Source organism: Nostoc sp. (assembly GCF_054880495.1).
In genome coordinates, this window is sequence record NZ_JBTYKD010000420.1 from 1 (window position 1) to 26,285 (window position 26,285).

Annotated in this window: 22 protein-coding genes and 1 tRNA gene; 9 read left to right on the plus strand and 14 right to left on the minus strand. The window is 42.6% G+C overall.

Annotated elements, in window-relative coordinates:
• Positions 1-116 precede the first annotated feature (116 nt).
• The 4 genes from prmC to ACYTXL_RS35235 all read right to left on the minus strand — a co-directional run bounded on the left by prmC (position 117) and on the right by ACYTXL_RS35235 (position 3,127).
• The gene (prmC, locus tag ACYTXL_RS35220) at positions 117-1,007 is read right to left on the minus strand and encodes a peptide chain release factor N(5)-glutamine methyltransferase (protein WP_461928608.1); all 891 of its coding nucleotides are present in this window, start codon (positions 1,005-1,007) and stop codon (positions 117-119) included.
• Positions 1,008-1,032: 25 nt separating this feature from the next.
• The gene (locus ACYTXL_RS35225; RefSeq protein ID WP_461928609.1) at positions 1,033-1,851 is read right to left on the minus strand and encodes a Tic22 family protein; all 819 of its coding nucleotides are present in this window, start codon (positions 1,849-1,851) and stop codon (positions 1,033-1,035) included.
• Between the two features lie 346 nt (positions 1,852-2,197).
• Positions 2,198-2,271 (minus strand) — tRNA-Pro (locus ACYTXL_RS35230).
• 304 nt (positions 2,272-2,575) lie between these two features.
• Complete coding sequence (locus tag ACYTXL_RS35235; RefSeq protein ID WP_461928610.1) at positions 2,576-3,127, minus strand: GNAT family N-acetyltransferase; 552 nt, start codon at positions 3,125-3,127, stop codon at positions 2,576-2,578.
• Between the two features lie 451 nt (positions 3,128-3,578).
• Here ACYTXL_RS35235 and ACYTXL_RS35240 point away from each other — a divergent pair, with 451 nt between their 5' ends.
• Positions 3,579-4,298 carry a hypothetical protein gene (locus ACYTXL_RS35240; RefSeq protein WP_086763971.1) on the plus strand — a complete coding sequence of 240 codons (720 nt, stop codon included), beginning with the start codon at positions 3,579-3,581 and terminating at the stop codon, positions 4,296-4,298.
• 119 nt (positions 4,299-4,417) lie between these two features.
• A complete protein-coding gene (locus tag ACYTXL_RS35245; RefSeq protein WP_461928611.1) occupies positions 4,418-5,329 on the plus strand; it encodes an alpha/beta fold hydrolase in 912 nt (303 codons plus the stop codon).
• Between the two features lie 214 nt (positions 5,330-5,543).
• Here the strand turns inward: ACYTXL_RS35245 and tsaD are convergent, their stop codons facing one another.
• On the minus strand, positions 5,544-6,593 hold the full coding sequence (gene tsaD, locus ACYTXL_RS35250) for a tRNA (adenosine(37)-N6)-threonylcarbamoyltransferase complex transferase subunit TsaD (RefSeq protein ID WP_461928612.1): 1,050 nt from the start codon (positions 6,591-6,593) through the stop codon (positions 5,544-5,546).
• 286 nt (positions 6,594-6,879) lie between these two features.
• Between tsaD and ACYTXL_RS35255 the strand changes: the two genes are divergently transcribed.
• The 3 genes from ACYTXL_RS35255 to ACYTXL_RS35265 all read left to right on the plus strand — a co-directional run bounded on the left by ACYTXL_RS35255 (position 6,880) and on the right by ACYTXL_RS35265 (position 8,476).
• Positions 6,880-7,374, plus strand: a complete 495-nt coding sequence (locus ACYTXL_RS35255) for a Photosystem I reaction center subunit III (RefSeq protein ID WP_461928613.1) — start codon at positions 6,880-6,882, stop codon at positions 7,372-7,374.
• A 39-nt stretch (positions 7,375-7,413) separates the two neighbouring features.
• Positions 7,414-7,563, plus strand: coding sequence for a photosystem I reaction center subunit IX (psaJ, locus tag ACYTXL_RS35260; protein WP_292796913.1), 150 nt, complete (start codon positions 7,414-7,416; stop codon positions 7,561-7,563).
• 391 nt (positions 7,564-7,954) lie between these two features.
• Entirely contained in the window at positions 7,955-8,476 is a 522-nt protein-coding gene (locus tag ACYTXL_RS35265) for a photosystem I reaction center protein subunit XI (RefSeq protein WP_461928614.1), read from the plus strand.
• 215 nt (positions 8,477-8,691) lie between these two features.
• On the opposite strand, the gene gmk is transcribed toward ACYTXL_RS35265, so the two are convergent.
• From gmk to tyrS, 6 genes are all read right to left on the minus strand, one after another.
• On the minus strand, positions 8,692-9,288 hold the full coding sequence (gene gmk, locus ACYTXL_RS35270; RefSeq protein ID WP_461928615.1) for a guanylate kinase: 597 nt from the start codon (positions 9,286-9,288) through the stop codon (positions 8,692-8,694).
• A 176-nt stretch (positions 9,289-9,464) separates the two neighbouring features.
• On the minus strand, positions 9,465-9,731 hold the full coding sequence (gene remA, locus ACYTXL_RS35275) for an extracellular matrix/biofilm regulator RemA (RefSeq protein ID WP_334790185.1): 267 nt from the start codon (positions 9,729-9,731) through the stop codon (positions 9,465-9,467).
• Between the two features lie 423 nt (positions 9,732-10,154).
• Positions 10,155-10,604: a DUF29 domain-containing protein gene (locus ACYTXL_RS35280; RefSeq protein WP_461928616.1), complete on the minus strand. Its 450-nt coding sequence runs from the start codon at positions 10,602-10,604 to the stop codon at positions 10,155-10,157.
• A gap of 3 nt (positions 10,605-10,607) precedes the next feature.
• Entirely contained in the window at positions 10,608-11,333 is a 726-nt protein-coding gene (locus ACYTXL_RS35285; protein WP_461928617.1) for a hypothetical protein, read from the minus strand.
• Positions 11,330-12,049, minus strand: coding sequence for an orotidine-5'-phosphate decarboxylase (pyrF, locus tag ACYTXL_RS35290; protein ID WP_461928618.1), 720 nt, complete (start codon positions 12,047-12,049; stop codon positions 11,330-11,332). The genes ACYTXL_RS35285 and pyrF overlap by 4 nt, the downstream gene beginning before the upstream one ends.
• Before the next feature lie 21 nt (positions 12,050-12,070).
• Entirely contained in the window at positions 12,071-13,261 is a 1,191-nt protein-coding gene (tyrS, locus tag ACYTXL_RS35295; protein WP_461928637.1) for a tyrosine--tRNA ligase, read from the minus strand.
• 173 nt (positions 13,262-13,434) lie between these two features.
• Between tyrS and ACYTXL_RS35300 the strand changes: the two genes are divergently transcribed.
• Entirely contained in the window at positions 13,435-15,360 is a 1,926-nt protein-coding gene (locus ACYTXL_RS35300) for a transglycosylase domain-containing protein (RefSeq protein ID WP_461928619.1), read from the plus strand.
• A gap of 136 nt (positions 15,361-15,496) precedes the next feature.
• Here ACYTXL_RS35300 and ACYTXL_RS35305 read toward each other — a convergent pair whose 3' ends face one another.
• Positions 15,497-15,820 carry a DUF1825 family protein gene (locus tag ACYTXL_RS35305; RefSeq protein ID WP_461928620.1) on the minus strand — a complete coding sequence of 108 codons (324 nt, stop codon included), beginning with the start codon at positions 15,818-15,820 and terminating at the stop codon, positions 15,497-15,499.
• A gap of 548 nt (positions 15,821-16,368) precedes the next feature.
• Here ACYTXL_RS35305 and ACYTXL_RS35310 point away from each other — a divergent pair.
• Positions 16,369-16,743, plus strand: coding sequence for an NINE protein (locus ACYTXL_RS35310; protein WP_461928621.1), 375 nt, complete (start codon positions 16,369-16,371; stop codon positions 16,741-16,743).
• 14 nt (positions 16,744-16,757) lie between these two features.
• Positions 16,758-17,291, plus strand: coding sequence for a helix-hairpin-helix domain-containing protein (locus tag ACYTXL_RS35315; RefSeq protein ID WP_461928622.1), 534 nt, complete (start codon positions 16,758-16,760; stop codon positions 17,289-17,291).
• Between the two features lie 195 nt (positions 17,292-17,486).
• Here the strand turns inward: ACYTXL_RS35315 and lepB are convergent, their stop codons facing one another.
• Positions 17,487-18,059, minus strand: coding sequence for a signal peptidase I (gene lepB / locus ACYTXL_RS35320; protein WP_461928623.1), 573 nt, complete (start codon positions 18,057-18,059; stop codon positions 17,487-17,489).
• A 1,663-nt stretch (positions 18,060-19,722) separates the two neighbouring features.
• Between lepB and ACYTXL_RS35325 the strand changes: the two genes are divergently transcribed.
• Positions 19,723-20,631 (plus strand): polysaccharide deacetylase family protein, encoded by a 909-nt coding sequence (locus ACYTXL_RS35325; RefSeq protein WP_461928624.1) that lies wholly within the window; start codon positions 19,723-19,725, stop codon positions 20,629-20,631.
• A 319-nt stretch (positions 20,632-20,950) separates the two neighbouring features.
• Here ACYTXL_RS35325 and gltB read toward each other — a convergent pair whose 3' ends face one another.
• A complete protein-coding gene (gene gltB, locus ACYTXL_RS35330) occupies positions 20,951-25,648 on the minus strand; it encodes a glutamate synthase large subunit (RefSeq protein ID WP_461928625.1) in 4,698 nt (1,565 codons plus the stop codon).
• Between the last annotated feature and the right edge of the window lie 637 nt (positions 25,649-26,285).

Here is a 26,285-nt window from a genome sequence, read left to right on the forward strand (position 1 = left end):
CTGTAACCAAAGGCTCTCGTGTCGCCCACCTCAGAATAAATAGTTGGATATTTTTTTATTTGGAAGTCCCTAACACTTGCCGAACTGCTGAGGGCATCGCTCATCATTCCTAACTCTTAACTTTTATAAGCTAGGGCAAAGCGTTCAATTCCAGCTAAATCAGCGTGAATTTGAATATTGCAATAATTACCTTGATTTTGCAAAAGTTCTCGCACTGTATCCACCTGTCCAGCCATCATCTCAATTAACCACACGCCACCCGATCGCAAATAATTAGGGGATATTTCTATCAAATGGCGAATACAATCTAAGCCATCAGCGCCACCATCCAAAGCTAGATGTGGTTCATGGTTAACTACTTCTGGTTGCAAAGTAGGTAAGTTACTGGTGGGGATGTAAGGAGGGTTAGACACCATACCACTGAACTGACCTTTTAACAATGCCAGTGGCTCCCACCAGGAACCTTGATAAAATTTAATCCGGTCAGCAAAACCCAAATTATCAGCATTGGCTTGGGCGATCGCCAGAGCTTCTAAACTATAATCCACTGCATGAATTGTTGCTTTTGGCAAGACATCTGCTAATCCCAGTGCGATCGCTCCACTTCCAGTACCCAAATCCGCCCAGTGTCCTGAAGTATTGCTAGCAGATGCTTTAGCTAAATCAATTAAGCTCTCTGTCTCTGGTCTGGGAATCAAAACCGCACTCGACACCGCGATTTTAAACTGACGCCAAGGTGTAACTCCGGCAATATACTGCACTGGCAAGCGTTCATTTAATCGCCTCTGCCATAGTTGATCTAACTCTTGTAGCGGCAATTGCAGCTGAATTTGCGGCCAGTTTTTAAAAGACTCCAAAGCCAGTGTCAAGCGGTCTAACCCAGCTACCTCTAGAAGCAGCCAGTCTACCTCAATCGTTGGGACATCAGTGGCGATCGCGGCTTTAAAAGCTGCATTCCGCCACTGCCAAAGTTGTAAACCAGAAACTATCAGATGTTTCTCCCCCATGCCTCAACCTTGGAGTGCATATCCCTTATTTTTTAGCGGGCGCAGCAGCTGGTGATTGATTCGGCGCAAGTGATCGAATAAAATCGATGGACTCCCGCGATGGATACAGAACAATTTTATTTATACCAGGATCGTTGCTGCTATTAAGAGCCTCCAGAACACCGTACAAATCTACCACCTGAATTTCAGTATTGGCTCCTTCTTTGGGCACGGCTTTTTTAAATTCGTCTAATAGAGCCACTGCTTGCTCTTTTTCAAAAAAGAAAGGGATATAGCGCTCCTTGCCTTTGGGCACGGGAATGGTCAAATAGCTATTATCTTTCTTAAATTTGGGTACAAATAAGGGAATACCATTGAATTGCTGTCCTTTTTGACCATTCTGATTCAGCATACTTGTTGCCGAAGCTACCTGTTGTTGCGTCGGCACTAGAGTATAAATTACAGATTCTGATTTCTTTTTGCTTTCTTGAACTATTTTATAGTAGTCTGCCAAGGACAAAGGTCTTACTTGTAGCGTGCTTGCCAACTGGGGATTTTCTTTTTTGAGTCGATTGTCAAGAAATTTTTGAGCATCTTGCTTGCTAATAAAAAATCCTACTTGCGAGATCGTCTTGGATTCGTTTTTCCTCGAAAGAACCACAAATTCGCCTTTAGCATTGGTCAGCGTGAATACGGGTACTTCTTGGAGCTTTTTTACTACCTGATCTTGTGTCAAGGCGATCGCCTCTAGATTGCCTATTCCCGGTAGATTGCCTATTCCTGATAGTCCCGCTAAAAATATAGTGCCAGCTATACCCAATGTTGCGCCCAAGCGGATAAATGATTTCATGACTGCTCCTCGCATCAATAGTCCAATTAAATTAAACAAATGGTTGGATTTCCACAGCACCAACTAGCTACAGTTATATAGCAATCTATTTCAATTGTGAAAAATTCGTTTGCGTGTTGAGGTTGAGTTTTAACCGTCAAGGGTCAAAATCTAAGATTCCCTAACTATTTCGGGGTTGCTATAGTATTTTTCACAAATGGACTATGCTAACGTTGTGTTTTTGTCGGTTTCGCTTCGCTATTCACTGTAAAATGCCGTAGATGCCTATTATATGTGTTATCAAACAGTGAAAATTCTCTCCATCTCTGGGGCTTTGGAGACTTTACTTAATCCGCCGTAACTGTTAACTATATTAATTAAATCGGGATGACAGGATTTGAACCTGCGGCATCCTGCTCCCAAAGCAGGCGCGCTACCAAGCTGCGCTACATCCCGTTACACTTAACTACTTTTTGCGGTTTGGTATTAACTTACGATCAAGGCGATCGCCATTTCGCAAAATGCATTAATTTAATCATATCAGATAACACGGCTTATGCCTAATCTTTTTTATCTTTTGCAAACACAATTATAGATTACATCGTTACACTGATAAAGGTTTTTTGCCGACTTAGTTTTACAAGATAGATATATACTTGCGCGTTCGTCGGCTGAACCTTACAAAAACACATCAAAATAATAGAGTTTTGCTATTATACCTGATTTTCTTGTGAGAATCGGGTTTTATTTTGATTGAGCGTTAGTGAGGATACCAGAACATACCTTTGATGCCTTCTGGATCAGCCATAAACCCCATCGTTCGGTAAAAATCTACAACCTGGGGGTCGGCGAAGAGAGTCACATTACTAATTTCTTCACTCCTAAGTTTTTTGAGAACGTATTTCATCAGTGCTTTGCCCAGTCCTTGACTTTGAAAGTCTGGGTGAACCACCACATCCCAAATAGTGGCATTAAACGCGTGATCTGAGGTAGCGCGGGCAAAACCAATGAGCCGCTTTTGGTTTCCTCTCACCTGCCACATTGAGGCGACAAGAAAACTATGCTCAATAGCTTTTTTCACTTTTCTTAGAGGACGACGTGACCAACCAACTGCATCACAGAGTTCTTCTAGCTCATACAGGTCAATGTCTCGCTCCGTACTGAAGACGATCCGAGCCTCCTTTGAAGAAGCTTCGTTAATGCTGTTGGGGTTGGAGTTGCCCGCAGTTTGCGCTGTATGCTCTTCAAAGGAGTTTGTCCTATTTGTCGCTACAGATTCAGGAGTACTAAACCAAGTTTTCCAAAAACCCATGCCAACGTGGTTCGGGTAGTATAACTGAATTGGTTTCCACTCTCAGGAGTGTTGATTCACGTTTAACATAGCTACCTCCATTTACTACCCCTTACACTCAAATTTTTTCGGTTGCTTTCGGGATTTGCAATGGTAACAGCCAGTTAAAGCGTGTTTCACACCAATCATTTTCAACTTTAGCATTTTGTTGTAAAGGCTAGGAGAAATTCACCAAAAGGATAAAGATATAAGTAATTCAAAATTCCAAATGGAAAAACCTAATCCTGGCAATTGCTCGTATAGAGCTTAAATGCACGTTAGCTTAGGAGTGAATTATATACAAGGGATTGGACATTGGGTATTGAGAACACTATTCTCTTGTCCCCCTTGTTGCCAGTCCTCAGTCCCCACTCTCCAACACCCAGCCCCTAAGTCCCTAGGTGACAAAAGCAAGCGAGTCTTACCCTTAACAATGGCTTCTGGTTTAAAATCTTCAACACTGGAACTCCTAAAGCGCTTTAACCGAGCGTTTCCCCAGTTTTATGAGCAATTCGTCAGCAGTGAGATTCAACTGCAAAATTTACGGCTAGCCTACCGTCTCTATAAAACTAGACGCGCTGTCATTGAACTGAAACCGGAAGGTAGCAAAAGTGCCTTGCATTTTGCTTACCGCAACCAGTCTTTTCTCCTCAGTGATATTTTTGGTGTACTAGCAGCTTATGGCTTGACTATCCACGGTCTGAGTCTATACGGTCAGATCCGTCCGCCGATGTTAGTTTTTATTAAGCTGTTGGTGTCTCGTGGTAGTAAAGCCTTGACCGACAAAACCGCAGAAAATGTCTGTCGCGCGATTCGGGAGGCTTTAGGAGGTCGGTTTGAGGTAGAAGAGATGCTGGCAGTAGAATTCAATCTTGACACTGGCTTAGAGCAGGTACAAACTGAGTTTTATGTCGATCCGGTCTTTCATCTCCCTGCCCTAGTGATTGAAGCCGATAATCAACCAGGATTATTTTACAAAGTGATGTACGCCATCTGGCAGGAAGACCTGCTGGTAGTCAATGCCAATTTACTGGTTTGGCGCGGACGTACACGGCTAATTCTTTACTTGTTGGGGCCAAATGAAAGCCTCATTCCCGAATATCTCGGTCACAAAATTGCTGAAGGGGTGCGACAGAGGTTGTTGGGTAAATAATAAAAGTGAGGAGTTATGAGTTAAAAATTCCTCACTCCTAACTTCTAACTCCTAATTTCACTTCTAACTCTTCGCACTCCGTATTTAGTCGCACCCGCCCTTCGGGGTACGATATAAGGATGGCAACTATCGAAATCTTGGGCGTTCCACACGCATACGAGCTAACGGCTCCCACTTCCTGCCCCCATGCTTTAGTATTTATCCACGGTTGGCTCAATAGCCGTGGATATTGGCAACCTGTGATTTCCCGCCTCTCAGATGATTTGCAGTGCCTTTCCTATGATTTGCGGGGTTTTGGTGAATCCCAGTCCCAGGTAAAAACCGATTTTAGTCAGGCACAAACGTCTCTGAGTCTTATACCCATCTCCAGTAGTGCGGTTGGCTCACCTTTCGATTCTCTTTATACCCCTGCTGCCTATGCTCAGGATTTAGCAATTCTCTTGAAACAGCTTAATATTACCAGTGCTTGGCTAATTGGTCACTCCTTGGGAGGCACGATCGCTCTTTGGGGAGCAGATCAAATACCTGAGTGTGTTAAGGGAGTTATCTGTATCAACGCTGGCGGTGGTATTTACCTCAAAGAAGCCTTTGAGCAGTTTCGATCGGCGGGTCAGAAATTTTTACAAGTCCGCCCGCGCTGGCTGTCCCAATTGCCTTTGATTGATTTGCTGTTTACCAGAGCCAGTGTGGCACATCCTTTGGAGCGCTATTGGGCACGTCAGAGACTGATTGATTTCGTTGTGGCTGACCCGGAAGCAGCTCTAGGAACTCTGTTAGACTCAACAACTGAGGAAGAAATCAATCGTTTACCTGAGTTAGTATCCCAATTAAAGCAGCCAGTTTATTTTTTGGCTGGTGCCGAAGATAAGGTTATGGAACCCAAGTATGTACGCCATTTAGCTAGCTTTCACAGACTGTTCCAATATTCTGGTGACAATGTTTTGGAAATTTCTGATTGCGGACACCTGGCGATGTTGGAACAGCCCGATGCAGTGGCGAATCATATCCGGTCAATAGTCAAAAGTCTATAGTGTATTGGGCATTGGGCATTGGGCATTGGTGCTTACAACTCAATACAGTTCAGTTAAGCGTTTTTCCTTCTCTTCCTTTGCGACGGCAGTCGCTACAACGGGGGGGAACCCCCGCAACGCGCTGCCTCTCCTTTGCGTCCTTGGCGGTTCGTAAAAAAAATTAACTTTGACAAAGAGTTAAGCCCAAGCGTATTGGGTTACAAATGACTAATGACTACTCAACAGGTTCATACAACTTCATCACCTGGGTAAGCGCTAACCTCGACTCAACGCCGAGTGTCATGGGGGATGTATGACCAGAAGATAGATGTTCAGAGGCGGCACAGCCGATCATGGCGGCGTTATCAGTACAGTATTTCAGAGGAGGGAATAGGACGCGTAGGTTATGTTCAATGGCGGCGGCTTGGAGGTTTTTTCTCAACCCGCTATTAGCTGCTACACCGCCACCAATAGCAATTGTGTCTAGACCATAGTCTAAGGCACAGGCGATCGCTCTTTTGGTCAGCGATCGCGCTACGGTTTCCTGAAAGCTAGCTGCTACATCTGCCACTGGTACTTGTCCACCATCTTTCTCTAACTGCTGCACTAAACGTAATACAGCCGTTTTTAACCCACTAAAACTCGTATCATAACGATGAAACCCCCCACCCGGTAGAGAAACTTTTCCTTCTGGTAGAGCAAAGGCTTGAGGATTGCCCACTTGTGCCAACTTGTCAATCATTGGGCCACCCGGATAACCCAGCTTTAATAATCGCGCCACTTTATCAAAGGCTTCACCCGCAGCATCATCACGAGTTTGTCCCAGAGTTTCGTAATTACCACAATCTTTGACATAAATCAAGCTTGTATGTCCGCCTGAAACCAGTAAGCTAAGGAAAGGGGGATTTAAAGTTGATTCGCTCAGGTAAGTTGCGTAAATGTGACCTTCGAGGTGATGAACTCCCAAAAATGGCTTGTTATGTACCATTGCCAGGGTTTTGGCAGCAGTTAACCCCACCAACAGCGCTCCTACGAGTCCAGGGGCGCAAGTGGCGGCAATTGCGTCAATTTTTCCCCAGTCTAGTTGGGCTTGCTCTAAGGCTTGAGCGATCGCATCATTGATCGTTTCCAAGTGCTGGCGAGACGCTACTTCTGGTACTACCCCGCCATACTGCTGATGGACTGGAATTTGCGAGGCGACGATACTGCTGTAAACTTTACGATTGTTAACAATTGCGACGGCAGTTTCATCACAGCTTGTTTCTATTGCTAAAACGGTTGCCATTGGGAATAATTAGTGCTGAGTCGGGAGTCCTGAATAGTAAAGAGAAAATCTTGCTTCTTTACTACCCTACAACAACAATTCTCATACTCGGCACGGGCTAAACGCCCCGCTAACAGGACTTAGCGCTTTATTTTGGTTGAGAAACTTTAACTTTTATTTACTTAAACTTTACTCTGTTCCCAGCCAAGAGTATGATGATTTCCTAGTTATGCAAATAAACGAACTGTACAAGCCGCTTCGTTTTGTACAAAGAACTTTTTGTTTTGTAATAAAAGGAAACAACTCTATGCGACGATTGTTTGCTTTGATTTTAGCGATTTGTCTTTGGTTCAATTTTGCCTCCCCAGCAAAAGCTTTAGGGGCTAATTTGACACCGTGTAAGGACAATCCCGCTTTTCAAGAGCTAGCAGCTAATGCCCGTAATACCACTGGTGACCCCGAATCAGGGAAAAAGCGGTTTGAGCGTTATTCTCAGGCGCTGTGTGGTCCTGAGGGTTATCCCCACTTGATTGTTGATAGTCGTCTAGATCATGCTGGTGACTTTCTGATCCCTAGCATTCTGTTTTTATATATTGCTGGTTGGATTGGTTGGGTAGGTCGTGCCTATCTGCAAGCGATCAAAAAGGAATCTGACACTGAACTAAAAGAAATCCAAATCGATCTTGGTTTGGCACTACCAATCATGCTGTCAGGCTTTACTTGGCCAGTAGCAGCAGTCCAAGAACTTCTCTCTGGAAAATTAACAGCCAAGGATTCAGAAATTCCCATTTCCCCCCGCTAAATCATCTTAAGTAATTCATTTGTTTTGGAGACTAAATTCATGGCAGACAAAGGCGATCAATCAGCCTACTTGATTAAATTCCTTTCCACAGCGCCTGTGGCAGCTACCATCTGGCTGTCCATCACAGCATTTATATTGATTGAATTCAACCTCTTTTTCCCCGACCTACTTTTCCACCCACTGCCATAAGTGCCAACCAATTTTGGATTTTAGATTTCCAATTTTGGATTTACATTGCCCACTAGGGATCGGACATGAACCGAAAAATTATTTTAATCCAAGTTGCGCTGAAAGCGCACCAAAGGTGCGACCCAAAATCTAAAATTGCTGTTGAATGTCTTGTTTTTTGCCTAATATTGTGTAATTGATCTATTCAGCTTAATTAGGCAGAATTATCACCAAAATAGGCGGCAAAAATAGTTTTTTGAAACTCGTGATTCTGTTTACAGATCGCGAGTTTCAGAGTTTGCAAACTAGCTAAATTAATTTTTCTAAACTTCCTAGACAAAAGACATCTTTATCCTCAATTATTATTAATATAAAAATGCCACCATTTTAAATTTAGAGGCAAACATAAAATATGGCACAAGCAGTAGATGCATCAAAGAATCTTCCTAGCGATCCTAGAAATCGGGAAGTTGTTTTTCCCGCATTCCGCGATCCACAAATAGGGAACCTAGAAACCCCGATTAATGCTTCTCCCTTGAGCAAGTGGTACATTAATAACTTACCTGCCTATCGCCCAGGTCTGTCTCCTGGTAGACGTGCGCTAGAAATAGGCATGGCTCACGGTTATTGGATATTTGGCCCCTTTGCCAAATTAGGCCCACTGCGGGACACAGCTAATGCTAACTTAGCTGGATTACTGGCAGCTATAGGCTTGGTTGTGTTTCTCACTGCTGGTTTATCTCTGTATGCGAATAGCAATCCTCCCAAAGCACTTCCTAGTGTTACCGTACCCAACCCACCGACAGATGCTTTCAACTCTAAAGAAAGCTGGAACAATTTCGCCAGTTCTTTTTTGATTGGTGGTATTGGTGGTGCAGTAGTCGCTTACTTTTTGACTAGCAATTTGGGATCAATTCAAGGTCTATTTGGTTAATTACTAGGAGTTAGAAGTTAAGAGTTGAAATTCATATAGCGCTTTTCGTTTGTATGCAACATACTCTGACCTCACTTCCATTCCTCTCTCCTAAAAGGAGAGAGGCTTTGAATCTTACTGCCCAACGCTAGTACGGAAGGGGCTGTTATTGTTAGGTCTGGTCTGTACTACACTCAATTTAAAAGCGCTATAACTTCTAACTCTTAACTCCTAACTTATTTAAACAAAAGCGCTTCAATATCATTTAAAGCAGTTTCAAAATCGTCATTAACGATTTGAATATCAAATTCATCGGCGGCTTGAATTTCTTCTTGGGCGCGGAGTAGACGACGGGCGATCGCTTCTTCAGAGTCTTGGCCGCGATCGCGTATCCGTTTTTCCAATTCATCAAAGGAAGGCGGTAAAATAAAAATGCTGAGGACACTGGGGAAGGAAGCACGAATTTGTCTTGCCCCTTGTAGTTCAATTTCCAGCACTACCAACTTACCGGAATTAATTTGGTTAAGCACAGCTTCACGGGGAGTGCCGTAATAGTTACCAGCAAATTCTGCCCATTCTAAAAATTCCCCTTCCGCAAGTAATTGTTCAAACTTGCTGCGGCTAATAAAGTAATAATTTTTGCCATCGATTTCCCGTGGACGAGGAGAACGAGTTGTCACGGATACAGAATAATATAGTTCTGGATGACGTTGTAGGAGCGATCGCATTAGAGTGCCTTTACCAACCCCACTGGGGCCAGTTAAAACAATTAACCTGCCTAAATGTAAGCATTCTTCGGTAGTAGCACTACTCTGGATAGGTAAAACTGGCATTATCCCTTCAACCTGTGAATCAATCAATCAATAAATATTATTCATTAGTTTTGTCTTCCTGGCCTAGTCCACTGATGACTAAAGAATTTGTAGCAAGGGTTACAGAAAAATCGTCTAATTCACATAGTACTGCCGATAGGGTGCAAATAGAAGTGGAATTGTTAATCGACTGCTAGTCAATTTTCTACAGTTTGATGATCGCGGGAAATCACAAAGCGATTCGCTACTGTTTCGGGCTGAATCGCCGACAGAATTACGTGGCTGGAATCGGTGATAATTACAGCTCTAGTCCGACGACCGTAAGTTGCATCAATCAGTTGACCTCTGTCCCGTGCATCGGTAATAATCCGCTTAATCGGGGCAGACTCTGGACTGACAATGGCAACTACTCGGTTGGCAGACACGATGTTACCAAAGCCGATGTTGATTAACTGAATGTCCATAAAAAAACTGACGCTAAACGCGGTTTGAGAAGCTTAAAATAAACTTATTCCCATGTTATCGCCAAAAAATGGGAGTTACAACGCTTAAATTAAAGCCAGCCTTCGTTTTTAAATAATCTCTACTTTTTTTAGCTGTTTATCAGCTATATTTCCTGAAAATCTTCCCAAAGACATAGGTTAAATCATACCCATCCAGCAATACGCTTGGGTTAAGAAAAATAGCATTGTTGGGTTGAGCAATAGCGAAACCCAACAAATGGTTGATAATGTTGGTTTACCTTGCGGGATCTTGCTACGTTTCTGAATCCAACCTACACCAGTTTTACTTTTTAGCCTTAACTGATTTTAATTATGAAATATGAATTAATAATTATGAATTAGGTTGAGCTTGTTCATCAAAACTTTTCTTAGTTATAGATTTTATCAATAAATAAATGGTGGTAAATAATCCACATCTAAAATTTGCTCAATGCTATAAGGACAAGTTTGCGGAAAACAATTCAATCCACTTTTCTTTTTTGCTTGTCGTAGCGCATCAATGTAGACTTCTTCAACCACTGTGAGCAGATAGTTGTAGAGATTTTTAGATTTGGTTAATTTCCTGAGTTCCACCCGAAAATTATCAATTTCCACTTCCCAATGATTTTTACATTCAGGAAGACTCCAATGTTGATACAAAAGCAGATGTTTGAGAAGTTGCAGTAGATAACTTTCGAGCTTGTGTTTCTGTTCATTACCCAATCTTTCAATCTCTTCAATCAAATGATCCCAATCAACATACTCTAAATCTCGTTTTTGCAATTGTTTCAATGTAGTTTCTAACCACAAGTGATAATCCTGTTCATAGATAATTTGAGTGAGTATTTTAGACATTATTTAATATTCTCCTAATTTACGAAGATTGGGAATTAGGTTTTTTTGATGTACACTTCCCGCTTGACAATCCCGTAACCAAGTTTTAACCCCTTGGGCAACAGTACCGTTACTACTATCGCGTGGCGGGGATAGTGGCTGCTGTGTTGAATGGGAACCAACTTGAGAAAACATCATCACTAGTTGCCAACCACTTTTAGTTTTAGTCAACAACAGCCAGTGGAACTCCTGCAATTCTACCGCTTTCTTTCCGATGTACTGCCGTTCCAAGGTAGTAAAGAAAAGTTGCTTAACTCCTGATGCAGCACTTTTAGACGCATCTGCACTATATTCTTCAAGGTTAAGGGGCAGAGGAGTAAACTCAGGTTTTCCTGCCACTAGTATATAACTGTAAACATCACTGCTTCTACTGAGGCGGCGGGCGCGTTGACTGACGCGATTGGTATAACTAGGTAAATCTTGCAATAGCTGTGTAGTTAATATTTCTAAATTTTGCTCAGAACATAAAGACCTCACCCCACCATTGACATTTTCCTTTTCTGCGATCGCAGAGGATTTAGGCGTGAGGTTTGTCGAGAACGCTGGGTAAGTAAGGCTATTTAAAACTAAAACCCAGAAGCCACAAGCTAAAAGGCAACTATAATTTTTCTTCCTGAGCGAAGAGGTAAAATTATTTTCCCCTACACCCTGCACCCTGTCCCCCTGCTTATCACTGACTCCTGCTTTCATGCGATCGCAGTTAACTCCTCAGAAATCCTCTTCCAGGCTAACTCCGGCTCAGTAGCAGTAGTAATGGGACGCCCAATAACGAGATAATCTGCACCAGCTTTAATGGCTTGGGCTGGGGTCAGCGATCGCTTTTGATCACCTTTATCTGACCAGGTTGGTCTAACGCCCGGACAAACAAGCAAAAAGTCATTTCCACAAGTTTGCCGCAACTGTGCCACTTCTTGAGGCGAACAAACTGCCCCATCTAATCCCGCTTCTTGAGCCAGCAGTGCCATTTCTAGGGCGTATTCTGGTAACTCTAGGGGAATCTTTAAATCAAACGCCAACTGCCTAGCAGAAATGCTCGTTAACAAAGTAATCGCAATTAATTTAGGCGGTTTTACACCCGCTTGGGCAGCCCCTTGCTGTGCCGCCTCTGTTGCAGCTTTCAGAGCCTCATTACCAGATGCAGCGTGAATTGTCAACAAATCTACCCCGTAACTAGCTGCACTACGACAAGCACCAGCGACTGTGTTCGGGATGTCGTGAAACTTTAAATCTAGAAAAATGCGCTTTTGCCGAGACTTTAACACTTCTAGAATTTTTGGGCCAGTGCTGGTAAACAACTCTAAGCCGACTTTCCAGAAACCGATTTGCGGAAGTTGATCTACAAGTGCGATCGCGCTTTGTTCATCCGGCACATCCAAAGGTACAATAATTCGTTGTTCTGCGTTCATTTCCAGTTCCCCACTCCCCATTTAAACTAAACGCACAAACTTATTTTTCCCAACTTGTAAAACCTTACCTTGTAACTCGGCGGGATCAGCAAAAGTCGTATCAACATCGGTAATGCGATCGCCATCTAAACGCACTCCACCCTCTTGAATTTTCCGCTTTCCTTCCCCCGTACTTTTGCACAAGCCAGTGACATTGAGAATATAGGCTAACTTAGTCGGAAACTGCGGCACGCCAGAAGAAAGAGAAAATTCTAGAACTGCACCTTCCTTTCCGCCGCTTTGGGCTGCTTCTTTGGCCTCTTGGGCTGCGGTTTCGCCGTGGTACTGTTTGACAATTTCCCATGCTAGGAGTGTTTGGCAATCGCGGGGATTTTCTGGTAGTTTATCCAAAGGTAAATCCGTCAACAGTTCAAAATACTGTGACAGCAGATGATCGGGAACTCCTTGTAACTTTTGGTACTTTTGTCCTGGGTGTTCCGACAAACCAATATAATTATCTAAAGACTTGGACATTTTTTGCACCCCATCCGTGCCAATCAAAATCGGCAGTAGCATCCCAAATTGCGGCTTTTGACCAAAATGGCGCTGCAAATCTCTGCCCACAGCAATGTTAAATTTCTGATCAGTCCCTCCCAATTCCACATCTGCCTCAACGGCAACCGAATCAAAACCTTGCATTAACGGGTAGAGGAACTCATGGATAAAAATCGGATTCTCTTTTTTATAGCGATCGGCAAATCCTTCCTTCGCCAACATCTGCCCCACCGTCATCGTCGAGAGTAACTCCAAAATTTTCTCTAAGTTTAGCCCAGATAGCCATTCGGAGTTATAGCGCACCTCTAACCTTCCTGGTGTGTCAAAATCCAAGATAGGACGTACTTGATCAAGATAAGTCTGAGCATTTTGAGCGACATCTGCTTCTGTAAGCTGACGACGCACTTCAGATTTACCAGTCGGATCGCCAATGCGTGCGGTAAAATCTCCAATAATTAGAACTGCTATATGACCTGCATCTTGAAACGATCGCAGTTTCCGTACTGGTATGCTATGACCGAGATGAATATCAGTACCCGTTGGGTCAATCCCTAATTTGATCCTCAAAGGTTGGTTTGTAGTTAGCAAACGCTTTTCTAGACTTTCACTGTTAGCATCAAGTGGTTGTGGGAAAACTTCTACTACACCACGACGCAGCCAAGCAAAATCTGGCGTCATACTAGAAAATCCACTGTTAGCGATGTTTTGCACACTAGAAGTTAAGTTGGTTATAAACACTTGCAATTTATCCACTTTCTCATCTGCCAAACTACTATAATTGCAAAAAATTAACCGCCTTGCTTCGCCCAATCAATTACAGTTAAATTTACAAGTGAGGAAGTGTAATAGCCGTGTCGTCGTCTAGGACTTTTGAAGATAAGCAGCCACAACGTCGGGCTTCATCAGGTTTTGAGTTTATAAAAGGAGTCGGTCAGGTAACTGGCGGTACTCTCCTCTCAATCACCATGCTGGCAAGTTCCATTGTAGCCGGAGGACTGGTTGGTTTAGCAATTAGTTTCCGTAATTTGCCAGATGTGAGACAGCTACGTAACTTCTTTCCGTCGGAAACAACTTACATCTATGACGTTAAGGGTAAACTTTTAACGAGTATCCACGGAGAAGCCAACCGAGAAGTCGTACCCCTAGATAGAATTTCCCCGAATCTGAAACGGGCGGTATTAGCAAGTGAAGATAACCACTTTTACGATCACCACGGTATTAACCCCGTCGGCGTTGGGCGGGCTATAGTAGTTAACGCGACAGCACATGGAGTGCGAGAGGGTGGCTCTACTGTCACCATGCAATTGGTAAAAAACCTGTTTTTATCTCGCAAGCGTGTCTTTACCCGCAAGCTAGCAGAGGCAGTGCTAGCAATCCGGTTAGAACAAATTCTCAATAAAGACCAAATTTTAGAAATGTACCTCAATCAAGTTTATTGGGGTCATAACAATTATGGTGTACAAACGGCGGCACGCAGTTACTTTAATAAGTCAGCAGAATATTTAACCTTGGGTGAGTCAGCAATGATGGCGGGTTTGATTCAAGCACCAGAAGAATTCAGCCCGTTTGTAAGCATGAAGCTAGCAAAACAGAAAGAAAAAGAAGTGCTGGGACGGATGCTGGAATTAAACTGGATCAGCCAGTTAGAGTATGACAATGCCCTCAAGCAAGAAATCAAACTTGGTAAAATCAAATCCTTTCAAGGTAGTGCCCTACCCTATGTAACCAATACCGTAGCGCAGGAGTTAGCTAAGAAATTTGGGCGTGAAACACTACTCAAAGGTGGGATGCGAGTTCAAACTACAGTTGATGCCGACTTCCAAATGATGGCAGAAGAAACTGTCAGTAAGTGGCATAAATCACTACTAGAACAGGGATTATCTAGGAATCAAATGGCGCTGGTGGCAATTGATCCGCGCACACATTTTATCAAAGCACTGGTGGGTGGTATTGATCCTAAGACCAGTGAATTCAATCGTGCAACTCAATCTCAACGCCAGCCCGGATCTTCTTTTAAACCGTTTGTCTATTATACTGCTTTTGCTACTGGTAAATATACGGCAGACTCAACGGTATTAGATGCCCCAGTTAGCTATCGAGATGGTAATGGTTGGTACTCTCCCAGAAATTATGATGCGACTTTTAAGGGAGAAATGTCAATCCGCACAGCTATATCCCAATCGCGCAACATTCCTGTGATCAAGGTTGGTAAGGCTGTGGGGATGAATAGAGTCATAGAAACCTGCCGTACCTTGGGAATTATGAGTCCGATGGAGCCTGTGTCTTCTTTGCCACTTGGGGCAATTGGTGTTACCCCTCTGGAAATGGCTAGTGCCTATGCTACCTTTGCTAATTATGGCTGGCAATCTCCACCAACTGTAATTGCCCGTGTCACCGATAGTAGTGGTAACGTCTTGCTAGATAACACCCCTAAACCCCAGCTAGTTCTCGATCCTTGGGCTTCAGCAGCCATTATCGATGTGATGCGATCGGTAATCTCTGATGGTACAGGTAAAGGTGCTGCGATCGGTCGCCCAGCCGCAGGGAAGACGGGAACAACATCATCAGAAAAAGATATTTGGTTTGTTGGTACTGTGCCACAGTTAACAACTGCTATCTGGGTAGGGAGAGACGACAACAGACAATTAGCTGATCATGCCACAGGTGGCGTTTTGGTTGCTCCCATTTGGAAAGATTTTATGCAGAAGGCACTTAAGAACGTACCAGTAGAAAACTTCAAGCCCCCTTCGCAGTTTTCTCGCCCCAAGTCACAATAATTTTAGATTTTAGATTTTGGATTAATTGCCAATCCAAAATCCCAAATTCAAAATGGTTTGACTGAACATCTCGACTTACTTCGACTGCGCTCAGCACAAGTCGCTCGATAGAACCGTAGCCGAAGTCTAAAATTGACTAGGGCTGTTTTTCTAGCTCGCCTTTCATTCGTTCTAAAGTGAGGTGCATTTGATCAAACATTTGTTGCGGGGTGACACCAAACTGACCTAATTGTGTTTTAAGTTGTTCTACTGTCATTTGTGCCATGAAATCTTCTGATAGCTCGAAGCGCTTCATAAAGATGCGATACCGATCCATCATGGCTTCCATTTGCTCGATAAACAGCTTTTTGCCATCGCGGTCAAATTTGCCGTAGCCGTTGCCAAGCTTAATCAGCGCTTGATAATCCTCAAACAGCTGTTTTGCTTCTTGCTGAATTATATCAGAATCGAAGAATCCCATATTGCTTATATTAAACTGAGCGCCCAGACTCAGTAGCTTAATAGTTTTACTTCTATTTTTATTTTAGTCTAGGGGAGTAATCTAGTCACGAAGCTTCGGTTTTGGTACGGTTTGTTACCGAAATTTCAACACTTGACTGGAGAACGCTTCCCCTGGCTAAACCGATTTAATAAAAGTCTGTGAAACTTACTCAAATTTCTTCAAATACTAAATCGTGGGACTTCCTAAGCTGTTACGTATACAGTTTACATTGTCAGGGCGGGCTTTCCGTCTGACGCCAGAATCATATTGACAAAATATTAGTACAAATTTAAGGCGCAACAGCTTACTCCAAAAGTCCGAAGGCCAAGACAAGTTAGTTGACTTTATATGTCCAGTAGTAATTAAAAATTCGGCAATATAGCCAGGATGTTTACTACAATTACTTTTCTTCTCTAGGAGACGCTACGCGAACATTTGAAATTTTGAATAAGTGAGTTTTGAATTGTTCCTGTGCCTTTTGGCTGTCTTATTGTAGAAACTGTGGTATTGGTATATTTGTTAGAAATATGTTGACTAAGCGTAAAAGCCGAAGTGTTGCCGCTGTTTTAGCTTTTTCTGGCACACTGACAATTTCTGGATTACATAAATTCTATCTGGGACAGCCGTTGTGGGGTGTTTTGTATCTGTTGCTTTTCTGGACGCCTATCCCGAAGATAGCTAGTGCCATTGAGGGAGTTTGGTATTTAGCGCAAGACGAAGAAGCTTTCGATCGCAATTTTAATCTAGGCAAGTCAGGGGCAAGAAACTCACCCAGGGTGAGTAATCAGGTAGGAGCGATCGCTGAGGCAATGCGAGAATTAGATGCTTTGCGCCAGGATGGACTGATTTCAGAGTATGAATTTGAGCAAAAGCGCCGCCAATTGCTAGACCAGATTTCTTGAGGTAAGCGACAATCATGAATAACTGGCTACCTTTGAACCCCAAGCTGCAAAAACTCCGCGCCAAGCTCCTTAATGATCCCTACTATCGCCTCCAATCTGGGGAAGAAATTCAGATAGCCGCCAAATTAGGTATTCGGATTGATGCTAATCAAGCGACTGTAGATGATTGGTTACGCCTACCAGGATTGTCAATTCACCAAGCGCGATCGCTTGTGGAACTTTCGCGATCGGGTGTTAAATTTTACTGTATTGAAGATATGGCTGCGGCTTTGGGTATGCCAGCACCGCGACTAGAGCCATTAAAGCCTCTACTGAATTTTATTTACTATGACCACCAATCTCTAGAAAATCCTACCAATTTAGTCAACCCGAACACAGCAACAGTTGAAAAGTTAGCACAAATTCCATTTATGGATTTGTCTTTAGCGCAAGCAGTGGTTCAAAATCGGCAATCAGCTGGGCTTTATCGTAACTTGGCTGATTTCCAACGGCGGTTAGAGTTAAGTGGTGATGCGATCGCTCAGATGATGTATTATTTAAGGTTTTAAATTAGTATGTATGGCTTCTCGTTTGTGTGCAATACACTTTGACCTCTCTCCTAAAAGGAAAGAGGCTTTGAATCTTACTCCCCAACGCTAGTAGGGAAGGGGTTGGGGGTTAGGTCTCTATAACTCCTGTACAGACGCGATTAATCGCGTCTCTCCTGTACAGACGCGATTAATCGCGTCTCTGCTCCTAACTAATTAAATAAACCCAATGCGGTCGAGAGGCCAAAAGCGAAACGTTGCCCGACCGATAATATTTTTTCGGGGTAAAAAGCCCCAATAGCGAGAGTCATTACTATCGTTGCGGTTATCGCCCATGACAAAAAATTCGTCTTCTGGAACTTTCACTGGTCGATATGGCTGATTTGGGGGTTCAGCGATGTAATCTTCTGTCAACGGCTGACCGTTGAGGTAGACTTTGCCATGAGCAACACTAATTACCTCACCAGACTTGCCAATAACTCGCTTGATGAAGGCTTGGTCTTTGGGATATCCTCGACGTTGTAGTTCTGCGGATGGCTGAAACACAATAATATCTCCAGTTATGGGAGGGTGAAAATGGTAAGAGATTTTTTCAATTACCAAGCGATCGCCTGTATGTAAGGTGGGTAACATTGAGTCAGAAGGTATATAGCGGGGTTCGGCGATAAAAGTCCGAATCAGGAATGCTAAACATAAGGCGATCGCAATTAAAATCAGATTTTCTTGCCAACTACGCCATACTTTTAACGACGCACGGTCTTCTTTTGCATCACTTTCGTGAGGAATCATAAAAGTTTCTAGCCAGTTTCAGAAGTGGGACAAATACCTTGATTATTTTGACTCAAAAGGTATACTGATAAGCAAGCTGGTTTCTGTACGAACTCATACAGGTATTAAATAATACAGCTATTCAATTTACTAAAGATAAGCAAAAGTACTGTAAATAAACAATCACTTGTCTAAAGCAATATCAGCTAATGATGAGGATTCTTAGATAGATAATTAAAAATCTTAATTCTAATTGCTGCAATTATAAGGCCAGTTATGAGATAATCTTCAATTTTGCTTTTTTAGCAGAAAATTGGTCGTTGAGTGGCAAAACAGTTTACCCAATGTCTCACAATATCTGCTTCACTTTACCCAAATAAGGCAGAGGACAGCTTTGCTTGAAGCTCAGTTGGAATAAAATATATTTTTATATATATTATTAAGTGATATTACAGAAAAATCATCTCCCTTTAAAGGTACTTTTAAATACATAACTCTCGCTTCATTTAGTGTAATTAGTAAAACATATTACATTTAAATATAGAATTTAATGCTTTATATAGATACCATACTATTGCTGCAATTTTCACCAATTGCCTATATATATATGCGATTATCTCCCGTAATTACACGGTGACAACGTATATTAAAATGTACTATTAATATAATATAAATCTCCTTAATTATTGAGAAAAACATTAACAGATAGAAAGCTACTAGCAATTTAGGCTAAAGTATCAGCATCAAAAATAGAACTAAACTGCCGAGAGAATTATTTTACTAAATGGCTCAAAAGTATCTGGATTAACGAATAAGTGTCCCTTGGCAATGAGAAACTATATTAGACTTATCCGGAAATGAGAACTTTATTTGCCTGAAACCTAGCCCTGGACAGGGTTTTAGAGATTATTGTGTTTTTTAGCTAAAAAGCTTGCTAAGTAAGGGTTTCAGCTACTTTGAGCTTTATTTGTGGATAGGTCTATTGAATGAATTTTCGTCTTTCTATTTCAGAGAAAGTATAAGGCAACATCTCTTAGTTGGCAATTTAACTTTTTCTTAAAAAGGAAGTAATGCCAGCACGTAGTAAAATATATCTTATCAAGAATAAAACTAATAGTTTATTAAACTATTTCTTGAAAGATACTCGGCCCCTTGTAACTAGTTTTGGATGTTAATCAAATAATTCACTAAGCTGTAAATTATACAACTTTCCTGTCAGAAAGTTTTGCTATAAAAACTCCAGTCCACGAAAAATGTAAATTGTAGGCTCGACAGTTTAGCTTATCTTATTTGCAAAGCTATAAAACTTGAAAGGATAATGCTGTTTTAGCGGTGAAGTGAAAGACAGTAACTAATTTAAAACTGCTATTAAGAGGATTTTGGGGTGTGGTTAATTATCTGATTGTGTTCCTTCTTAGAGCTAGCGGTAAGAATCTGGAAGCGTAGACCTTGCCTTTTATGAGTGAGTTGACATTAAACAGTACCAAGTATTGTCTAAGCATTCGTCGAAATCTAGAGCATCTAGATTTCAGTTAAAGCCGTATAGTCTGTCTTGCCGATTGTGAGTTTCTATTCCAATTTTCGGGATTACCAGAAAGCAACTGGATCTAAATATCTAAAAAAATGTGCTATAACGTACCGTCATAACCGTGATTGATGGTTCGATCTTTGAAGGAGCTATCAGGTGGAAAACAATAAGTCGTTTCTGTGGCCAGAAGGAATATTAATTGCGCTACTTGCCTTAGGTGGTGTTTTTAGCCTTGCTTTTATGATGCTTCTAAGGCCAAATGCTTCGGAGCCTCAGAATAGACAAAGTATAAATATCAGGGATGTCGCTGCAAACGTAGGAACTCAGCAACGCATTCAGAAATTAAAAGCGGCAATGCTTACAATTTGGCAGCAAGAAGCACAAGTAAAGGGACTATCCTACCCTATACCATCAAGCTCTCAAGGGGTAATAATTAATGCTGCAAAACTCACTCAAGGTAAGAAAGTGATTGCTCTCACCTTTGATGATGGTCCTTGGCCTCAGACTACAGAGCAAGTACTAGATATTCTCAAAGCAAATAATATCAAAGGGACGTTTTTTGTGGTCGGGCAGAACCTGAAAAATTATCCAGAGTTAGGAAGGCAGATTGTCGCTCAAGGTCACGTCATTGCTAACCATACTTGGCATCACTGGTATCACTTCTTGAATGCACAAGCAGCTGCTTTTGAAATTGATCGTACAGAAGACCTAATTTATCAAGTTACAGGTGTTAAAACAAATCTCTTTCGACCGCCTGGTGGCTTCCTGCACAATGGATTAGTTGCTTATGCTAAAGGCCAAAAATATGCTGTGGTAATGTGGTCAGCTGACTCTACAGACTACAAGCTGCCAACTGTACCAAACTTGATTAATAACGTGATTAAAGATTCCAAACCTGGTGGGATTGTGCTAATGCATGATGGTGGGGGGAACCGTTCTAGAACTATACAAGCTTTACCAGAAATTATTAGCAACTTTAAAAAGCAAGGCTATCGCTTTGTGACTATTCCAGAACTTTTAGAAATGCAAGATGCAGACCAAAAGTTGATCGGTCACAAAAATTAATAATTATTAATTATGGGTAATTGGTCAATAGTATCGGGTGAAAACTAAAATTATATTTTTATGGTTAAAATGCATTATTTCTAAATGAGCTAGTTAAGATCCCTCCCTTTTAAAGATTTCTAACAAATAAATGATCCAATCTTGTGGGGTGGGCAGCTTTCGACTGACTTGTACTGAGCTTGCCCTTCGACAAGTGTTACCCTGAGCTTGTCAAAGGGTCGAAGTAGCGCTCACGCCGGAGTCTTGTCCACCTTTGGCTACGGTCAGGCGAGACGCCCACCTCACAAGAAGTAGTTGAGTATTTTTTATTTGGAAGTTCCTAATGACTAGTCACTAAACTAAACTCAGTTGTTTTTTTTTCAGGATCAGCTTCTGGACTATCAGCTTCAGAAGGCGGAACTAACTGCCAGAATTTCGGCAAAAATTCTTGCCAGTTTTGCAGAATTTTCTTCGCTTTTGGTGAACCAGTGCGTTCCGCATGAGTTTGGATTAACTCTTGCAACTGCTTTGCACCTACTTCTGTAATCACTCGCTGCATTTTGACAATTTCCGGGTTGACTAACTCACCAAATAAGTCATCTTCATCCAAGAAGTATGCCAATCCACCAGTCATTCCAGCTGCTACGTTACGGCCTACTTTGCCGAGGACGACAATTACACCACCAGTCATATATTCGCAGCAGTGATCCCCAGCACCTTCAATCACTGCTATGCCTTTGGAGTTTCTCACAGCAAAGCGTTCTCCTGCTAGTCCGTTGGCAAATAACACGCCACCAGTCGCACCATAGAGGCAGGTATTGCCAACTATCACATTTTGTGATGCATTATAAGTAGCATCAGTTGGAGGTTTGATAATGATTTCACCACCATGCATCCCTTTACCTACGTAGTCGTTTGCCTCTCCTTCCAGGGTCAAAATTATACCAGGAAGGTTGAACGCACCAAAGCTTTGCCCAACACTGCCTGTAAAGTTGAGATTAATTTGTCCTTCAAAGCCGCTATCACCATATTGAGAAGCGATCGCACCTGCTAATCTTGTACCTACTGTTCTGTCAGTATTGACAATAGGATAAGTCTTGGTGACAGTAGACTGGTTACGAATGGCAGCTTGAATATCGGGATCGGCAATAAATTTGTCATCCAAAACCACACCATTGCTGTGGACTTCTTCATGCAGCAACCAGCTACGATTTTCTCTGGTATCTGGTAGCTGAAGTAAACAGTCCAGGTTTAATGATTGCGTTTTGGTAAGTTTTACCTCTGGGCGCAGTTTCAACAAATCTGCACGTCCAATGATTTCTGACAAAGAACGGTAGCCAAGTCGGGCTAACAAACTACGCACTTCTTCGGCGATGAAGTAGAAGAAGTTGACAACCTGTTCCGGTATTCCTGTAAACCGCTTGCGGAGTTCTTCTTTCTGAGTAGCAACACCTACAGGGCAGGTATTCATGTGGCAAACTCGCGCCATGATACAGCCTTCAGCAATCATGGCGATGGAACCGAAACCGAATTCTTCACCGCCCATCAATGCACCTATTACCACATCCCAGCCACTCTTCAGACCGCCATCTACGCGTAAAATCACGCGATCGCGCAGGCTATTTTCCATTAAGACGCGATGCACTTCACTTAAACCCAATTCCCACGGGGAACCAGCGTGTTTAATCGAACTTAGTGGCGATGCACCTGTACCACCATCATGACCAGAAATCTGGATGATATCAGCGTTTGCCTTAGCTACACCAGCCGCGATCGTGCCAATGCCAACTTCGGCAACGAGTTTCACCGATACCTTTGCTTTGGGGTTAATTTGGTGGAGATCAAAAATCAGTTGTGCTAGGTCTTCAATAGAATAGATATCGTGGTGCGGTGGCGGCGAAATCAGGGTGACACCTGGCTTTGAGCGCCTTAACATCGCAATGTATTCGCTCACCTTCGGACCTGGTAGTTGTCCACCTTCTCCAGGTTTGGCACCTTGGGCAATTTTGATTTCAATTTGTTTGGCGTTGACTAGATACTCTGGCGTGACCCCAAAGCGTCCCGATGCAACTTGCTTGATGGCACTATAAGCTTGATCACCATTTCGCAATCCTTTTAAATGAGGTAGGGTTGGCGAGTGACCAGACTCGTCTACATCATTTAGAAGTACATAGCGCACTGGGTCTTCGCCACCTTCTCCAGAATTTGATTTACCGCCAATCCGGTTCATGGCGATCGCTAAAGTTTCATGGGCTTCTCTTGACAAAGCGCCTAAAGACATCCCACCGGTGCAAAAACGTTTGACAATTTCAGATACCGATTCCACTTCTTCTAGCGGAATTGGGACAGAATTGCCTTGGAAGTCGAGCAAATCCCGTAAAGCTGTTACTGGTCTACCTTGGAGGTGCTTTTTGTAAACTTCATAGTGGTCGTAGTTTTTGCCATCTAGAGCCTTATGCAGCGCCTTGACCATTTCGGGGCTATTCATGTGGTACTCGCCGCCAGGACGGTACTGCACAAAGCCCAGGTTTTCTAACTTATTGGTCGTCAGTTCTGGGAAAGCCTTACTGTGGAAAGAAAGTACTTCATCAGCGAGTTCGGTAACACTCAAACCACCGATGCGGGAAGTCGTACCACGGAATCCTAGTTCTATTAAATCCCCACCGATGCCAATAGCTTCAAAGATTTGGGCTGCTTGATAGCTAGAGAGCAGAGAAATTCCCATCTTGGAGAGAATTTTTAGTAAACCTGATTCTACTGCTTTGCGATAGTTTCCTAAAGCTTCTTCTAGGGTGAGGGCTGGAATTTTTTTCACACCCATTAACTTTTGAGTTTTGGGATCAGACCACCAATCGCGCACCGTATCTAAAGCCATATACGGGCAAACTGCACCAGCACCGTAGCCAATCAGACAAGCAAAGTGATGAGTACTCCAGCATTGGGCAGTATTGACGATCAGGGATGTTTTCATTCGCAACCCTTCACGAATCAGATGGTGATGCACGGCACCAACTGCTAACAGAGGAGGAATGTAGGTGTATTCTGTACTGATACTGTCATTGACCCGATGATCGCTTAATATTAAAATCTTTGCACCTGCGCGGACAGATTCAGCTGCTTGTGCTTGCAAAGACTCGACTGCGGCTTTTAATCCTTCAGGGCCAGTGGCGATCGCAAATAGGGTTGACAACTCGGCTGTGGCAAATCCTGATAGCTTAATTGCCTCCAACTCTACCTCTGTCAACAGTGGCGACTCAAGTTTTAATCTCCGCGCATATTCTGGTTTAGGTTCTAATAAGTTACCCCGTTCACCCAGTTCGACTTTCAAAGACATCACAAGCTTTTCCCGGAGGGGATCGATCGCTGGGTTTGTCACTTGAGCAAAGCGCTGTTTGAAATAGTCATAAAGCAGGTGGGGCTTTTGTGACAGCACTGCTAAAGGAATATCATCCCCCATGCAGAAAGTCGCCTCTGAACCTGCGATCGCCATTGGATGAATCACCATTTCTACATCTTCTGTGGTGTAGCCAAAGGCAGTTTGCAGCTCAAGCAAGGTTTGTTTATCAATTTTCTCAGTACTATGCCCGTTACGATTTTCAGCAGGCAGATGTCCATTTCCATTAACATCTGAGGGCTGACTACTGATAATTTGTTTGAGTTCTTGACGGTACTGTTGCAGCCATTCACCATAAGGGTGCTGCTTGGCAATGCGTTGCTTAATTTCCCAATTCTTCAGCACTTCATGATTTTCTAAATCCACGGCAATCATTTGCCCTGGTCCGAGTCTACCTTTCTCGACAATATTGGCTTCTGGAAAGTCTACTACACCAGCTTCCGAAGCTACGACAATGTAATCATCCTTGGTGATCAGGTAACGAGCTGGTCTTAAACCATTACGATCTAGTGTTGCACCAACTTTTTTGCCATCGCTGAATACTAAAAGTGCAGGACCGTCCCACGCTTCTTGCAAACCACTGTAATATTCGTAGAAATCAACAATTTCTGGGAAATCACGTAAAGAAGGCTGATTTTGATAAGCCTCTGGAACCATAATCATTAAAGCTTCCAAGGGGCTGCGTCCAGAACACACCAGCAATTCCAGTACGTTGTCTAGAGTAGCTGAGTCGCTGTTATCAATATGAACTAATGGCTTAAGTTCGTTGACGCGATCGCCCCATACAGGATGATTCAGGCTAGCTTCTCGTGCCATCATCCAGTTGATGTTACCTAATAAAGTATTGATTTCGCCGTTGTGGCCTAAAAACCGCATTGGTTGAGCTAGAGGCCACTTGGGCATCGTGTTGGTACTAAAGCGGCGGTGATAGACAGCAAAAGCGCTTTTGTAAGCTGGATTTTTTAAATCGTGATAAAAGTTCCCCAAGACGGCAGAACGCACCATGCCTTTATAGACGATTGTGCGATTTGACAAGGAGCAGATATAAAATTCTTCTGAGATTTTGGTTGCAACTTTACTAATTCGGCGGCGGGTAATGTACAACTGTCGTTCCAATTCATCACCGCTTTTGTCAACAGAAGTTAACAAAACTTGTTCAATCTGCGGTTGATTTTCTTTTGCTTGTACCCCCAGTAAATCAGGTTGCACTGGCACTACTCGCCAACCCAGTACAATCAATTTTTCTTTGGCAGCTATTTGCTCAACTATTGTCCTAGCTTTTTGTGCTGCTTCCTGGTCTTGTGGTAGAAAGATCATCCCCACAGCTATCTTATTAGTGGATGGAAATTCCTTCCCCCTTTCGGCAAAGTCTTGTTGGAACAGCTCCCAAGGGATAGCTGTCAATACTCCAGCACCATCACCAGAGTCTTGATCAGCGCTACAACCTCCTCGGTGTTCTAAGCAGGTTAAACCACCTAAGGCTTTTTCGACAATTTCGTGGCTGGTATGATTCTGGCGATGAGCAATAAAACCGACACCACAGGCATCTCGTTCCTCTACTAACCACTTTTGCCCCTGATAGGTATCTCTTGAGTTGATCTTGGCTGTGATCTTCTGGTCTTGATTCATCGGTTTATTATTCATACCCTGTTCCTGAAGTCTTGAGTTACCAATTTTGCCACTAATTATCGGAAAAAATTTCTACATTTAGCGATGGATAAATGTATAAGCACCGAAATTTAGGGAAAAAAATTTTAACTTCGGTTTTACTTTATTAGTTTACCGATGTTAAAATACTTACTTATTTCTTCTGTATTTATGCGGTGTTAGAAAAATTAAATTAGCCAAGACATTATTTTTGCCCTGACACTATCCTTTTTTTATTGTGAAGCTAAGTATTTTCTCAATCCCCTTTTTCCAGATGCACGCTAGCTACTCATAAAGCCTATTTCGGCTCACCTGAAACAAAATTAAAACTGAACGCTCCACTATGTTTCAAAGTCAAGCTCATCCTGATCCGGCAATAAAATCAGCGTATTACAATATATACCCATTTGACAATTCCCAAATATTTTTGTTGTTGTCTAAAGTTTTGCTGTTTACCAGTTGCCACCTGTCTTAACTATTAACCAGACCTGACTGAAGTAGCAATAATCGCAACCGATTGAGCCAGGATTGAATATCTTAATCCAGTTTTGATAATCAAGACTACCGTATATAGTGTGCTGAGAATGAGTGCCAGTTCAAACACTTGGTTGCAGTGGAGTTAGCACCTAAATGG